This window comes from Streptomyces carpinensis, from assembly GCF_002154505.1.
GTDB lineage: Bacteria > Actinomycetota > Actinomycetes > Streptomycetales > Streptomycetaceae > Streptomyces > Streptomyces carpinensis.
In genome coordinates this window covers 21,716-36,196 of record NZ_MUBM01000129.1, presented here as the reverse complement: position 1 = coordinate 36,196, position 14,481 = coordinate 21,716, and the positions used below count along the sequence as shown (strand labels likewise).

General features: G+C 70.0%; 11 protein-coding genes. 8 read left to right on the top strand and 3 right to left on the bottom strand.

The genetic code is table 11. The annotated features are described in order from the left end of the window. The first annotated feature begins 1,134 nt into the window (after window positions 1–1,134). Entirely contained in the window at window positions 1,135–2,610 is a 1,476-nt protein-coding gene (mycP, locus tag BZY54_RS18165; protein WP_244217214.1) for a type VII secretion-associated serine protease mycosin, read from the top strand. A gap of 103 nt (window positions 2,611–2,713) precedes the next feature. On the opposite strand, the gene BZY54_RS18160 is transcribed toward mycP, so the two are convergent. Continuing rightward, window positions 2,714–3,175 carry a hypothetical protein gene (locus BZY54_RS18160; protein WP_086726240.1) on the bottom strand — a complete coding sequence of 154 codons (462 nt, stop codon included), beginning with the start codon at window positions 3,173–3,175 and terminating at the stop codon, window positions 2,714–2,716. A gap of 427 nt (window positions 3,176–3,602) precedes the next feature. Between BZY54_RS18160 and gdhA the strand changes: the two genes are divergently transcribed. Together gdhA and BZY54_RS18150 are read left to right on the top strand one after the other, a co-directional pair. Beyond that, window positions 3,603–4,943 carry an NADP-specific glutamate dehydrogenase gene (gene gdhA, locus BZY54_RS18155; RefSeq protein ID WP_425276291.1) on the top strand — a complete coding sequence of 447 codons (1,341 nt, stop codon included), beginning with the start codon at window positions 3,603–3,605 and terminating at the stop codon, window positions 4,941–4,943. A gap of 707 nt (window positions 4,944–5,650) precedes the next feature. Beyond that, complete coding sequence (locus BZY54_RS18150) at window positions 5,651–6,997, top strand: sugar transferase (protein ID WP_244217213.1); 1,347 nt, start codon at window positions 5,651–5,653, stop codon at window positions 6,995–6,997. 189 nt (window positions 6,998–7,186) lie between these two features. Here BZY54_RS18150 and BZY54_RS18145 read toward each other — a convergent pair whose 3' ends face one another. Continuing rightward, window positions 7,187–7,855, bottom strand: coding sequence for an SGNH/GDSL hydrolase family protein (locus tag BZY54_RS18145; protein ID WP_158103882.1), 669 nt, complete (start codon window positions 7,853–7,855; stop codon window positions 7,187–7,189). A gap of 416 nt (window positions 7,856–8,271) precedes the next feature. Here BZY54_RS18145 and BZY54_RS18140 point away from each other — a divergent pair, with 416 nt between their 5' ends. The 5 genes from BZY54_RS18140 to BZY54_RS18120 all read left to right on the top strand — a co-directional run bounded on the left by BZY54_RS18140 (window position 8,272) and on the right by BZY54_RS18120 (window position 13,142). Next, window positions 8,272–9,042: a CDP-alcohol phosphatidyltransferase family protein gene (locus BZY54_RS18140; protein ID WP_086726236.1), complete on the top strand. Its 771-nt coding sequence runs from the start codon at window positions 8,272–8,274 to the stop codon at window positions 9,040–9,042. Beyond that, window positions 9,042–9,572 carry an LbetaH domain-containing protein gene (locus tag BZY54_RS18135; protein ID WP_244217212.1) on the top strand — a complete coding sequence of 177 codons (531 nt, stop codon included), beginning with the start codon at window positions 9,042–9,044 and terminating at the stop codon, window positions 9,570–9,572. The genes BZY54_RS18140 and BZY54_RS18135 overlap by 1 nt, the downstream gene beginning before the upstream one ends. Then, window positions 9,569–10,705 carry a glycosyltransferase gene (locus BZY54_RS18130; RefSeq protein ID WP_086726234.1) on the top strand — a complete coding sequence of 379 codons (1,137 nt, stop codon included), beginning with the start codon at window positions 9,569–9,571 and terminating at the stop codon, window positions 10,703–10,705. Before BZY54_RS18135 ends, BZY54_RS18130 begins: the two co-directional genes overlap by 4 nt. A 115-nt stretch (window positions 10,706–10,820) precedes the next feature. After that, window positions 10,821–12,047 (top strand): nucleotide sugar dehydrogenase, encoded by a 1,227-nt coding sequence (locus BZY54_RS18125; RefSeq protein WP_086726233.1) that lies wholly within the window; start codon window positions 10,821–10,823, stop codon window positions 12,045–12,047. A gap of 72 nt (window positions 12,048–12,119) precedes the next feature. Next, window positions 12,120–13,142, top strand: coding sequence for an NAD-dependent epimerase/dehydratase family protein (locus BZY54_RS18120; RefSeq protein ID WP_086726232.1), 1,023 nt, complete (start codon window positions 12,120–12,122; stop codon window positions 13,140–13,142). Window positions 13,143–13,235: 93 nt separating this feature from the next. Here the strand turns inward: BZY54_RS18120 and BZY54_RS18115 are convergent, their stop codons facing one another. Further along, on the bottom strand, window positions 13,236–14,474 hold the full coding sequence (locus tag BZY54_RS18115; protein ID WP_086726231.1) for a glycosyltransferase: 1,239 nt from the start codon (window positions 14,472–14,474) through the stop codon (window positions 13,236–13,238). Window positions 14,475–14,481 lie beyond the last annotated feature (7 nt).

Genomic DNA, 14,481 nt, shown 5'->3' with positions numbered 1-14,481 from the left:
GGAAAGGCCTAAGTTTCCGCCACCGCCGGGTGCGATTACGCCGCCGGCTCCATACATCTCCTCCGAGGACCTGGCTAGGCCAGGAAACGGCTCGAGCCGAGGCGCCGGCGGTGGTTCCAGTTCTGGAACAACAGTTGAACGGCGCGGAAGCGTACGAACTCAGCGGCAAGATTCCGCGGCTTCCAAGCTCCCCTCGGATCTGTCCACGAGTGGGTCTCCGTTTCATCGGATGCACCCGCCGACCAGTGAACCCGCTCCGCATGTCGGCATCGACTCAGTATCTGTACCGCCGGACGCCCCTCAGCCCTCCACGCGTTCCGTGGAGGGACCTGCTACGACCCCGCGTCCGGACACGGGACCGCTGTCACCGACGAATGGCCCGGTATCTCCCATGCCACGTCCCATTCGTATGCCTTCGTCATCCGGCGGAATCGGAAAGCAGGCCGGTGGCGGAAGCTTGCCCGCCCGACCTGCGCAAGGGCCCATGGGGCGTGTACCCGGTCGCGGAACCGAGGGAATCAGTCCTGTCCCGGGCCGCAATGTGCCCAGTTCCACCGGGACGGTCGGTCGCGCCATCTCGAACCAGGGATCGGTATTCGGCCGGGGCGGTGCCTCCGGCTCGGGCGTCACGGGTGGGCGTCCAGCCGGGCCACCCGCCACTGGCCGGTCGACCGGTCGGGCACCCGGGGCCTCGCTTGGCGGCGAATCCGCAGCCAGTCGAGGCTCGGCGAGCCATATGCCGAGCACGGGTTCGATGGGGCAGCCGGTCAACCGGACCGCCGGGCGCCCGGTGGCGACGCCGCGCGAGGGCATCGTGGGCGGTACGCCGCAGAGAACAGGTCGTGCTCAGGCGAGGCCGGGCGGCCCTGTACCTTCCGCACCGACGCGGGGAGGTATCTCGGGTGGCGTGCCCAGTAAGGCTGGCACGCGGGGTGGCGTTCGCGGTGCTCCGGGCGGATCGACCAGTCGTGTGCGGCAGCGGAACGAGGAGCAGAGGGACACGGAGCAGAGGGGCGACCGCCGAAGCGAACCGCCGACCACCGACTGACGATCAAGGGAAACGGAACCATGCGCATGCCCCTGGCCCGTAGGTGGGAGAGAGGGATACGTGCCGTAGCCTCAACGGCATTCAGTGTGCTGCTGGTGGGCGGTCCAGCCACGCAGGCTTACGCCGACTCCACACGCTCACAGCAATGGCACCTGGACGCCATGCACGCGGAGGAGATGTGGCGGACGAGTACGGGCAAGGGCATTACGGTCGCGGTGATCGACACCGGAGTTGACCCAGACAACGCGGACTTGAAGGGCCGGGTGCTCGACGGAGAGGATCTCGCGCCCTCAAAACGTGCTGGTGATGAACACACGGACTATGACGGTCACGGCACAGGGATGGCTGGACTCATCGCCGGCACGGGTGCATACGGCGGAGGAAACGGCGCCTTCGGTCTCGCGCCAGGTGCCAAGATTCTGCCGATCCGGATGCCCGCCCCCAGCGACACCAACGGGTTCGCCGGCCCCTCGGACTTCAGCAAAGCCATCCGCTACGCAACTGACTCCGGCGCCCGGGTCATCAACATCTCCATGGGAGAACGTCTCAACTCTCCGCAGCTCACTGCTGCGGTGAAGTACGCCCTGTCCCACGGTTCGCTCATCTTTGCGGCTGTAGGAAATAACGCTGACAAGGGAAACCCGGTCGAGTACCCGGCGGCCACGCCCGGAGTCGTCGGCGTGGCAGGAGTCGGCAAGGATCTCCGCAGGACCGCCGAATCGGAGTTCGGGCCCCAGGTCGACATGGCAGCCCCGGGTGCGGACTTGGTCCATGCCTGTGGCGGCAAAACGGGTCTCTGTAAGAGTCATGGCACCAGCGGCGCTACCGCGCTGGCCTCCGCCAGCGCCGCCCTCATCTGGTCCGAGCACCCGACCTGGACCAACAATCAGGTCCTCCGCGTCATGCTCAACACCATCGGCGCCCCCACCAACGGCGCCAAGCGCAACGACTCCATCGGCTACGGCATCGTGCGGCCGCGCATCGCGCTGGAGGATCCGGGCGACCCGGGACCGGCCGACGTCTATCCGCTGCCGGACCTGGCAGCGGCGGAGTCGTCGGCGCCGGCCAGGCCCTCGTCCTCGCCGTCGGGCAAGGATTCCGGCGCTGTGCAGGACGAAGGTGTCGCTGCAGGCGGGGCCTCCCAGGACGACAGCGGCAACGGCATGCTGTGGATCGGGTTGGGTGCCGGCGCGGTGGTGATCGGGGGCGGAGCCGTGGTGGCCGTAGCCGTTACCAGGCGGCGGCGGTCCGGCGGGAAGGTGCCCCGCGAGCACGCGGTGGCAGCGGCCTCCCACCATCTGAACACCACCGCCTACCCGGAGAGAGCCGGCTCCGTGATCGTTTTCCCGGAGTCGGGAATCGACTTCGCCTACGGCTGGACGTTCCGCTTCGGCTTCAGGGAACACAATAAGACGGGCGACCCGGCCACGGTTCCGTTCAGCGCCGTCATCGTCGTCCCGCACTCGGGAGCAGGCCCCCACTTTCCTCCGACCCACCTTCCCACCGCCCAGTACATGGAGCTGTGCGCCTCCGGGAACTGGCCTCCGGTGGAAGCCCGCTGAGAGGAATCGGGATCCCGCCGCTCAACGAGACGGACGACCACCGACGCCCCGATGCGGTCCGTCGTCGAGGACCGGCGGTTGAGTCGCCCGCCAGGTCGCGGAACTACATCAACCAGTGCGAACTTCCGGTGGCTTCGGCGAGTTGCCGGCGGGCGCGGTCACCTGGGTTCGCGGCGAGGAGGCCGCGAATCGCGTCGGTGACCGTCGGCTCGTCGAAGCGGCGCATGGAGGCCGTGAGCAGGGCGAGTTGGAGGCCGAGGTCGAAAGGGTGGTCGGCGGCGCGCCGTTGGATGCCGCGCTCGACGGTGGCGCGGATCTCCTCCTGGCACGCGCACCGACCGCTTCCGCGAGCTGCCCGAAGGTGCCGTCCTGGCCGAAGCAGCGGTCGTACGACTGCCTGCGCCACACCACGTCGTCCGGCGCGGCGGCGGCCGCGGTGACAGGGGCCGTAACCGGCCGGGTCGGCCCAGCTGCTCAGTGCGGCGCAGGCGAGAAGAGGCTCGGCCGGGTCGGCGTTGTCGTCGTGGAGGACGCCGATGACCTCGTGCGTCGGGCGACGCAGCACGCCGAGGTTCGTGAAGTGGGTGGTCGTTCGGTCGTGAGGTCGGCTAGTTCCTTCCCTACGGTCACTCAGCGTGGTCGACTCCGCCCACTGCAATGAGTGAATGACTGCTTGCGTACGGCAACCGTTGGCAGCTCGTCCGGTGTTTCCGGGCTGTCCGCACGGTTCGCAGGGCGGGGCGCCGAGGGCCGCCGCGTCCGCCCGCTGCTCCAGCAGTGGGCGGACCGACTGGAACAACATCGCATCTCAGATAGTGAGCGGTCGACATAGTCATGCTGGCCTCGGCGTTTACGCAGGGGTAACAGTGGAGTGTCTGCGCGCGGCAACGGCGCCGAGCGCCCATCAGCCCATCACCGGTCTCGTACCGGTGGCAGCCGTGCCAGAAAGGGACCCCGTGACGACCACCCACCCCCATGCGACCCGCTCCGACATCCAGAGCAGGCTCGACGCCCTCCGCGTGGAGATCGAGCGCCGCAACCCCGCCCAACCCGAGTTCCACCAGGCCGTCCATGAGGTGCTGGACACACTCGCGCCGGTCCTCGCGGCGCGGCCCGAGTACGCGGAGCCGGGGCTTGTGGAGCGGCTGTGCGAGCCGGAGCGGCAGGTCATCTTCCGGGTGCCCTGGCAGGACGACAAGGGGCGGGTGCACGTCAACCGGGGGTTCCGGGTGGAGTTCAACAGCGCGCTCGGCCCGTACAAGGGCGGCCTGCGCTTCCACCCGTCCGTGAACCTCGGGATCATCAAGTTCCTCGGGTTCGAGCAGATCTTCAAGAACGCCCTGACCGGACTCGGCATCGGCGGCGGCAAGGGCGGGAGTGACTTCGACCCGCACGGGCGCAGTGACGCGGAGGTCATGCGGTTCTGCCAGTCGTTCATGACGGAGCTGCAGCGGCACATCGGCGAGCACACCGACGTCCCGGCCGGCGACATCGGGGTCGGAGGACGCGAGATCGGTTACCTGTTCGGGCAGTACCGGCGGATCACCAATCGGTGGGAGGCCGGCGTGCTCACCGGCAAGGGGCTCGGATGGGGTGGCTCGGCGATCCGGCCGGAGGCCACCGGGTACGGGAACGTGCTGTTCGCGGAGGCCATGCTGCGCGAGCGCGGTGAGGACCTGGAGGGGCAGACGGTCGTCGTCTCCGGGTCCGGGAACGTCGCCATCTACACCGTCGAGAAGCTGCTGGCCCTCGGGGCCAATCCGCTGACCTGCTCGGATTCCACCGGCTACGTCGTCGACGACAAGGGCATCGACCTGGAGCTGCTGAAGCAGGTCAAGGAGGTGGAGCGCGGGCGGATCAGCACGTACGCCGAGCGCCGGGGTGCCTCCGCGCGGTTCGTGCCCGGCGGTCGGGTCTGGGAGGTGCCGGCCGACGTCGCGCTGCCCTCCGCCACGCAGAACGAGCTCGACGAGGAGGACGCGGCGGCGCTCGTCCGCAACGGAGTGAAGGCGGTGTCCGAGGGCGCGAACATGCCGACGACGCCCGAGGCCGTGCACCTGCTCCAGCGTGCCGGGGTCGCCTTCGGGCCCGGCAAGGCGGCGAACGCGGGGGGCGTCGCGGTCAGCGCCCTGGAGATGGCGCAGAACCACGCCCGTACGGCCTGGTCTCCGGCCCGGGTCGAGGAGGAGCTGGCGCACATCATGAGCGAGATCCACGGCACCTGTCACGAGACCGCCGAACGCTACGGCGCCCCCGGCGACTACGTGACCGGCGCGAACATCGCCGGCTTCGAGCGGGTCGCCGACGCCATGCTGGCCCAGGGCGTGATCTGACCCACCCGGGTCCGCCCCGCCAGGGTCCGAGCCACCCGGCTCCGACCCGCCTGTGTCGATCCACCCGGGTCCGACCCATCTGCTCCGACCCACCTGCTCCGATCCGTCGATTCGCCCTGACCGGTCGAAGTCATGGGGCGAATCGAGCCACTGAGCTCTTTCGGTGTGGCCACCGCGCGGGTGATGACGGTGCCCGCAACACACGAGGCTCCAGTGCCGTCGGGAGAGGCGTTCGACGTCTCAATCCGCCAGTGCGGGAGCCTCGTTGATTCCATATCAGCCGCCGTCCTCACCCGGGCATACAAGTGGGCAGTACCCGGCGCCGCCGGACGACACGACGCAGTCCTCGTCGCGCCCGGGCCGCTCCGGACGGCATCCCCGGACCGTCGCGGCCGCCCGCTCGCACCTCGTCACTCCTTCGTCCCTCCAAGACAGGATTTAGTTAGTGGTAAATCCCGAAAGTAAGACATAGGTGTGTAAAGGTTGATATCAACATCGCATGAGGCGCGTGCGTCGGCTTCGTATCGGCGCGGTTGCAGTCGCGCCCTGCGCTTCGTACGGGGTCTTTGGGGAGAATCATGATGTGGCAGTCGACCAGTGCGGCGTCATGGCAGGCGGCATCTCGGACGGCGCACCGGACGCCCTCGCGCACAAGCCATAGGTTCGGGCGGTACGCGGCGGTCGCGGTCTGTGCGGACGCCGCCGGAGTGGCGCTGCCGGCGGCGGTGACGTTCTCGGCGATCAGTGAGCCCCACCCCCTGCGGCAGGCGGCGGTGATCAGCATGGTCTGGTTGCTCGTCGGCGTCGTCGGCGGGCGGTACGCACCCTGGACGTGGGACGAGGACGCGCCGCTCGGGTCGCTCGTGCGGGACTGGCTCGTGCTGCTCGGCGCGCTGGCCGTGCTGCGTAGCGTGTCCGGCCTCGGCGGCGCGCCTGCCGTCCCGCTCGGCGCGCTGTGCCCGTCGCTGGTGGTCACCCTGCTCTGCCGCAGGGCGGTGCACCGCAGTGTGCTGGCAGCGCGTCGCGACGCCCGCGCGCTGCGGCGCGTGTTCGTCATCGGTGAGGCCGGGGCGGTGGACGCCGTGGTCGGACAGCTCGCCGAGCGGACCGATCACGGCTATGTGGCGGTCGGAGCCTGTGTGGTCGGCGAGGGTGACCTGCTGTCCGGTGTACGGGTGTGCGGCCGGCTCCGGGCCGAGGAGCCGGCGGACTTCGACGAGGATGCCTTGTCCGTGCGGGAGGCGGCCGAGGCGCTCGGCGCCGATCTGGTCTTCGTGGCGCCCGGCGGGCACATGTCCGGGGGCCGGCTCAGGCGGCTGTCCTGGGCCCTGCACGACGCGGGCTGTCCGCTCATGATCCTGCCGGGCATCATCGAGGTGGCCCGGCGCAGGATCCGGCTCACCACGGCGGCCGGACTCACCCTGCTGCACATCTCACCGCCGACGCGACGCGGCCTGCCGACGCTGCTGAAGGAGGCCACGGATCGGCTGGGGGCGCTCGTCCTTCTCGTCGTGCTGGCTCCGCTGTTCGCGATTCTGGCGCTCTCCGTGCGCATGGGCTCGGCCGGGCCGGTCATCTACCGCCAAACCCGTGTCGGGCGGCACAACATCCCTTTTCCCCTGTGGAAGTTCAGGACCATGGTGGCGGACGCGGACCGGATGAAGAGCGACCTGGTCGCGGCGAACGAGAACGACGGCCACATGTTCAAGCTCCGCCGGGATCCACGGGTCACGCCGGTCGGCCGTCTCCTCCGCCGCTACTCGCTGGACGAACTTCCCCAGCTGGTCAACGTTCTGCTCGGTCACATGTCGCTGGTGGGCCCCCGCCCGCCGCTGCCCGAGGAAGTCGCCTGCTACGACCAGGCGGAGATGCGCCGGCTGAGCGTCAAACCGGGCCTCACGGGGCTCTGGCAGGTGAGCGGGCGGTCGGACCTGACCTGGCACGAGACCGTCTCACTCGATCTGCGGTACGTGGACAACTGGTCCTGGACCCTGGACATGTCGGTCATGGCCCGCACCCTCCGCGCCGTCCTGGACGGACGCGGCGCCTACTGAGGCAGGCGCCCCACGGCCGGCCGGGCCGCACCCCGTGCTCGCGCGACCCGGCCGACCGGCTCACGATCCGGCCGACCGAGTCTTCTCCAGCCGTGTGCACGCCGGGAGCGGTGGCCGATGACGGCGGTGGCGCGGGCGGGCGCGGCGCCGACGCGGATGACGAAGCCGGCTGTGACCCGGGCGAGACGCTCACTGGCCGCCCGAAGCAGACCCACGGTGCAACAGCCGGGAGAGTTCGGGGCGGATCCGCTCGGCGAGGTAGGCGTGCCCGGCGTTTGTGGGGTGGACGCCGTCGCGGCCGATGAACCGGTGCGCGGCTCCGGTGAACCAGCCGAGGCGCACCGGGGACAGGTAGGGCAGGCCCAGTGTCCTCGCCGCGGCCGCGACTGCCTCGTCGACCGGGCGAGAGCCGACCGGCCGCGGGTCGGAGTAGATCGGCCCGATGACCAGGATCCGCGCGTGGGGCAGCCCTGCACGCAGCCGGCGCAGGCTGTTCACCGCGGCGGTCCGGACCCGTGCCGGGGCGAGGTCGTTCCGGGACCCCTCGACGATCACCGAGTCGGGCGCCGCCGCGATGGCTTCACTGATCCGCCGCGGGTAGGGCCGCCCGCCCGGTTGCCGGCCGCCGGTGGTGTAGCCCGTGCCGCCCTCACCGTCGAGACGCAGCGCCAGCCCCAGCCGGTGGGCGACCAACGCGGGCCAGCCGTGCGGCCCGTGGCCGCCCTGGTCGCTGCCGCCGGCGATGCTGTCGCCCAGGACGAACAGCCGCAACCTCGGTGTGCCGGTGCCGGTGCCGGTCACGGTGTCCTCGGCTGTGGCGGGGGTGACCAGCAGGGATGCCAGAAGGGCGATCAGCACGACAACCAGTGCGCGTCGGGGCCGCTGTGCCGGCCCACCCGAACGCTGTGACCTCGAAGATCTCGCCATGGGCGCCGAGGCTAGCGTCCCAGCGCATACCTCACCAATGGGACACATCGGGCCGTGGGCGTGATCGAGCGAAGCTCCTGCGGCATGAACGTGGGCATTCGCCTCCGCACTCCGCCCGTCGCACGGGCACCGGTCGAGTGCGGCGTCGCACGCACGCCCGGTCCTCATCCTGGGCCGCCGGTGCCGAAAAGGCTCAGCCGGTCATGAAATATCGAGGCTGATCGGGTGGATCTTGCGATAAGCCTGCCTGTCGAATCCGGTGAGGCGAGGTCGAGCTGCCTACTTTTGGCCAATGACCTGCAGCAGGGCGAATTGCTTTTCCGTGTCGAACTTCGGAGCCTTCACGCATGGACGCCACTGAGGATTCGGGCCGGCGGCGATCATTCCAACAATTCAGGTGCGAGGTTCCGCGAGCGGACTTCTCCACCGCGGTGCGGCAGCTCTCGAAGGCGCAGAAAACCGCTTCGGGGGTTCCCGCCTACACACGCTTCGTCAATCGGCCGGTCGGCAGGCTGCTCGCGGCGGCGGCACACTGCATGGGGCTTTCACCCAACCAAGTGACCGCCGCCAGCGGAATGGCCAGCCTGGCAGGCATCACCGCCATCGCCTTTCACCGCCCTTCTCCCGCGCTCGGGTGCTGGGTCGCGCTCGCCCTGCTCATCGGATTCGCGCTCGATTCCGCGGACGGCCAACTGGCGCGGCTGAACCGATCCGCCAGCCCGTCCGGGGAGTGGATGGACCATGTGGTGGACTGCGCGAAGCTGCTGGGAATCCATGCCGCCGTGCTGATTTCGCTCCACCGCTTCTTCGACCATCTGCCACCGGCCCTGCTGCTGGCCCCGATCGCTTTTCAGTTCGCTGCCGTCCTGCTGTTCTTCGGCGGGATGCTGGCGGGACAGCTCAGAACGCGACGGGCGGCCGTGGACCTCCGCCCGTCGCAGCCGCCCTCCGCCGTCCGGGGCGTGGCGCTGCTGCCCGTGGACTTCGGCCTGCTCTGCCTGATCTTCTTGTTCCTGGGAAACGAAAGGCTATTTCTCGCGCTCTACCTGTCTCTGCTCGCGGCACACCTGGTGTTCGTACCGGCATTTCTCGTCAAATGGTTCCGGGAGTTGTCCTGATGGCCATCATGGAGCGTTCCCTGAGGGGTTTCACCGGAGCGGGCTACGACAAAGGGCGCACCCTGCTGGTCCAGGCCGCCTGGTTCGCCGTTCTCCGTCTCGTCTTCGTCAGATGGTGGTTCCCGGCAAGGTGGCGGCCGGCTCTGCTGCGGGCGTTCGGCGCGCGGATCGGGCAGCGGGTGCTGATCCGTCACGGGGTGCGGGTGCACTGGCCCTGGCGGCTGGAAGTCGGCGACGACGTGTGGATCGGCGAGGGGGCCTGGCTGCTGAACCTTGAGCCGATCACCATCGGCAGCGATGTCTGCGTCTCCCAGGAGGCGCTGTTGTGCACCGGAAGCCACCAACGCCGCAGCTCCACCTTCGAGTTCGACAACGCGCCCATTCGCGTGGAGCCAGGTGCCTGGGTCGCCGCGCGGGCGGTCGTGCTGCGGGGCGTGACCGTGGGCCGCGGCGCGGTGGTGGGTGCCGCGTCGGTCGCCCACCACGACGTCGCCCCGGGCGCGGTCCTCACGACAGGAGTCGCAGCGTGAGGATCGTTCATGTGGTGACGCTCGTCAGTGACGACGGAGCGTACGGCGGGCCGACGAGCGTGGCGACGGGACAGCTGGAGGAGTGCGCGGCGCGCGGCCACGAGGTCACCTTGGTGTCCTTGTGGCGCGGCAGGTCCCGGGCGCCGGAACGCGTCGGCTCGGTGCCACTGCGGACACGCCCGGCGCGTGCGCTGATTCCGGGGCGTGTCATCGGACTCATGCACCCGCTCCTGGTCAGGGACCTGTGGCGCTGCATGGGCAGGGCCGATGTGGTGCACATCCACGCGGGACGTGACCTGGTGTCCCTCACGGCGCTCGCCGTGGCCGCGCTGCGCCGCAAGAAGTTCTTCACGCAGACGCACGGCATGGTCGAGTCCCGCCACGGGGCCGTCGCCCGGCTCTTCGACCGCGTGTACGTGCCCCTGCTGCGGCGGGCACAGGGCTGCCTGGTCCTCACCGAACGGGAGCGGCGGGCCGTGACCGAGGTGGTCGGCCCCGAGGGGCCGCCGCTGCTGACGCTGCCCAACGGAGTGCGGCCGGAACATGCCGGGACGGCGGTACGGCATCGCCGGCGCGACCGGGAGGTGATCTTTCTCGCCCGGCTGCACCCGCGCAAGCGCCCGGAGGCGTTCGTCGAGATGGCCGCACTTGTGCACCGGAAGACGCCCGACGCCCGCTTCACCCTGTACGGGCCGGACGAGGGGTCGCTGCCGGCGGTGCGCCGGATCATCGCCGATCACGGGATGAAGGGCGTCGTCTCCTACGCCGGGGCGCTGGACTACGCCGCGGCGGTGCGCGCCCAGGCGCGGGCGTCGGTGTACGTGCTGCCGAGCGTTGACGAGCCGTTCCCCATGACCGTGATGGAGGCGCTTTCCGTCGGCACTCCCGTGGTGTGCACGGACACCTGCGGCATCGCGGACGAGCTGGCTCGCCGGGGTGCGGCGGTCGTCACCGACGGCAGTCCGCGGGAGATGGCCGACGCGGTGTGCGGTCTGCTGTCCGACGAGAACAGGTGTGAGGCCCTGGCGAAAGCCGGTCATCGCGCCGTCGAAGAGATCTTCTCCATTCACGCGGTGACGGACCGGCTGGAGGAGATCTACCGGCGTCCGTGTCATATCGGCTGTACGGAGTAACCGTGCCGTGCGGCCTGTTGCCGAATCATTCTTTTCAGAAAAGCCCTTGTACGGTTTTCACGCATCGTTGCGCGCCCGCCACAGGTGGCCCGAACGACGGAGATGAGTTCCAGGAATGAACGAGCAATTGTGTGGCGGCACGGAAAACTCGCTGCCGGCCGCGGACGTGGTCATCATCGGCGGTTGCGGGCGCGTGGGACTGCCCCTGGGGATCGCCCTCGCCGCGCGCGGAATGCTCTCGGTCACGCTCTACGACATCGACGCCGCGGCCGTCGACACGGTCAACCGGGGAGAGCTTCCGTTCCACGAGGCCGGGGCCGCGGAGCCGCTGCGCCGGAGCGTGTGCGACGGTCTGCTGCGCGCCACGACCGACGGTGCGAGCGTCGCCACCACGGAGAACCTGATCGTGGTGGTGGGGACGCCGGTGGACGAGCATCTCAACCCGGATCTCGGCGCGGTCCCCCGGGCGTTGGAGCGCTGCGCCGAGCACCTGCGGGACGGGCAGCTGGTCATGCTCAGAAGCACGGTGCACCCCGGAGTCACCGCGCTGACCGAGCGGCTGCTGGAGCGGCTCGGCAAGGCCGTTGACGTGGCCTTCTGCCCGGAGCGCATCGCCGAGGGCGCGGCCATGACCGAACTGTTCGAGCTGCCGCAGCTGGTGGCGGCCCGGTCGCAGCAGGCGGGCGACCGGGCGGAGAAGTTCTTCCGCACCCTCACCGACAAGATCGTCCGCATCGCGCCGGAGGAGGCGGAGCTCGCCAAGCTCTTCGCCAACACCTGGCGTTACGTCAAGTTCGCGACGGTCAACCAGTTCTGGATGATGGCGAACGACTTCGGACTCGACTTCGAGCGCATCCGCCAGGCGATCACCTACGAGTACCCGCGGGCCGCCGACATGCCGGGAGCGGGATTCGCGGCCGGCCCCTGCCTGCTGAAGGACACCTTGCAGCTGGCCGCGTTCACCGGCAACAACTTCGTGCTCGGACACGCGGCGATGCTCGTCAACGAGGGACTGCCGCTCTACCTCGTGTCCCGGCTGGAGCGCAGGTTCCCGCTCGCGGACACGCGCGTGGGCGTGCTCGGCATGGGATTCAAGGCGGGCAGCGACGACGCGCGCGAAAGCCTGTCGTTCAAGCTGCGCAGAATCCTGACGGCCAAGGCGCGGGAAACGCTGTGCACCGACCCGTACATCAGCGATCCGCGTTTCCTGGAGATGGGCGAGGTCATGCGCCGGGCCGATGTGCTGGTCATCGCCACACCGCATCCCGAGTACCGGGACCTGGTCACGGAGAAACCGGTCGTGGACCTCTGGGGAATCACCGGCAGAGGCGTCCGGGTCTGACCGGCAGTAGGGCAACGCTGCGCCATCCGGCCCGAGGAACCGGGCACGCAACTCGCACCAGAAAGGTCTCCTGTGAAGGTTCTCGTCACCGGCGCGTCCGGTCTGATCGGCAGTTACCTCGTCAGGGAGCTGCTCCACCAGGGGCACACCGTGGTGGGCCTGGACAACTTCTCCAAGTACGGTGAGGCCCGCCGCAGCACGGTGGAGGATCCGCGCTACCGGCTGGTCGAGGGAGACGCCCGCGACACCGACCTGCTGGCGGACCTGCTGGCGGACTGCGACCACTTCGTCGCCGGCGCCGCCATGATCGGCGGTATCTCCTACTTCCACACCTACGCCTACGACCTCCTGGCCACCAACGAGCGGATCACCGCCGCCGCCTGCGACGCGGCGATCCGGGTCCACGGCGACGGACCGCTGCAGAAGGTGACGTACCTGAGCTCCTCGATGGTGTACGAGAACACCGGCTTCTGGCCGTCCCGGGAGGGCGACGAGCGCCGCATCCCCGCACCGTCGTCCTCGTACGGCTTCCAGAAGCTGGCGGTGGAGTACTTCGCCAGGGCGGCCCACGACCAGTACGGCCTCCCCTTCACCATCGTGCGGCCCTTCAACTGCGTGGACGTGGGGGAGGAGCGGACCGTCGGGCAGAGCGAGGAGCGCTCGGGCGACATCAAGATCAGCATGTCGCACGTCGTTCCCGACCTGGTGCAGAAGGTGCTCAAGGGCCAGGACCCGCTGCACATCCTCGGCAGCGGTGCCCAGGTGCGGCACTTCACCTACGGCGGGGACCTGGCCCGTGGGATCTGCGCCGCGATCTTCCACCCCGCCGCGCTCAACCAGGACTTCAACCTCGCGAGCGAGGAGCCGACCACCGTCCTGGAGCTGGCGGAGCGGATCTGGCTCAAGGTCAAGGGGCCCGACGAGCCGTTCCGATACACCACCGACCAGCCCTTCGAGCACGACGTGCAGCGCCGGTCGCCCGATGTGTCCAAGGCCAGGGACCTGCTCGGCTTCACCGCGACGACCACGCTGGACGAGATCCTCGACAAGGTCGTCCCCTGGGTACGCCAGGCGATCGACGAAGGCCGTCTCTGACCGGATCTCCTCGGTTCCGGGGGCCGTGCAGACGTCCCGCCGAAGAGCAGACGGCCCGCCGATGAACCGGCGGGCCGTCTGCGAGGGTGGTCGTCACCCGGCCAGGGCCTCGGACAGCATCGCGGTGATCCGGCCGAGTCCGGCCTCGGGGCTGAGCCGTTCCCGGACGTAGGCGGGGCCGTGCGCGCCGAGCGCGGCCGAGCCGCCGGGGTCGCGCATCAGTCCCGCGACCGCGCCGTGCAGCGCCTCCGGGTCCTCCGCGCGGACGACGACCCCGGCACGGGAGCGGCGCACCTCCTGGGCCGTGCCGCCTTCGGCGGCCACCGAGGCCACGACCGGACGCCCGCTCGCGAAGTACGACGTCAGCTTGGACGGCAGGCTCATGTCCAGCACGGACGCCCGCTGGGTGACGGCGAGGACGTCCGCCGCGGCCAGCACGTCGGGGAAGTCCGCCTCGGTCGCGGGCGGAAGGAAGCAGAGGTTCGGCAGGCCGGACGCGAGGCGTTCCAGGTGGGCCCGGCGGCTGCCGTCGCCCATGAGGACGATCCGCAGGCGCGGGGTGTCGCGGGCCGCGATCCGGGCGGTCTCGACGAGCACCTCCAGGCCCTGCTTCAGCCCCATGTTGCCCGCGTGCAGCAGGACGAAGTCCTCCTCGCCCCAGGCGAGCCGCGCCCGTACCGCCCGGCGGTCGCCGGTCGGGGGCGGCACATGGGTCCAGTTGGGCACCACCCTGACCCTCGGACCCGGCACGCCCATGGCGGTGACGCGGTCGACGAACGACTCGTGCACCACGCCGGTCAGGGCGGCCCCGCGCAGGACCCGACCCTCCACCCGGGCCACCAGGGACGCCACGCGGCCACCGCCGCTGATCCCGCTCTGCGCCGCCGCAGCGCCCATGAGGTCCTGCACCACGACCACGTGCGGCACCCCGTGGCGGCGGGCGAGCCGGCCGCCGATGACGCCGCCCGCGAGGGTCGGCATCTGGCTGATCACCACGTCCGGCCGTCCGGCGGGCGGCCGGATCGAGCCGTGTGCCAGGAAGCTGGTCTCGTAGGCCGCTCTGCGCAGTGCCGTCTGGCGCGCGGGCACGAAGCCGCGACGGCGGTGGACCCGGACGCCTTTCCGGTTCTCCACCGTGCGCCAGCGCCCCTCGTAGTCGCCGTGCACCCGCCACTCGGGGTAGTGCGGCATACCCGTCAGGACATCGACGTCGGCGCCGAGGGCGGCCAGGTGTTCCGCGGTCAGGGTCGAGTAGGGCGCGATTCCGGTGTGCTCCGGCGCGTAGTTGGTCGACACGAGGAGGACGCGGCGCCCCTCGAAAATATCGGTCATTCAATGA

Bases quoted from the DNA above. Each gene is read 5' to 3' on its own strand.
- BZY54_RS18140 (WP_086726236.1), top strand. From the start codon at position 8,272: ATGGACGCCACTGAGGATTCGGGCCGGCGGCGATCATTCCAACAATTC.
- BZY54_RS18135 (WP_244217212.1), top strand. From the start codon at position 9,042: ATGGCCATCATGGAGCGTTCCCTGAGGGGTTTCACCGGAGCGGGCTAC.
- BZY54_RS18125 (WP_086726233.1), top strand. From the start codon at position 10,821: ATGAACGAGCAATTGTGTGGCGGCACGGAAAACTCGCTGCCGGCCGCG.
- BZY54_RS18115 (WP_086726231.1), bottom strand. From the start codon at position 14,474: ATGACCGATATTTTCGAGGGGCGCCGCGTCCTCCTCGTGTCGACCAAC.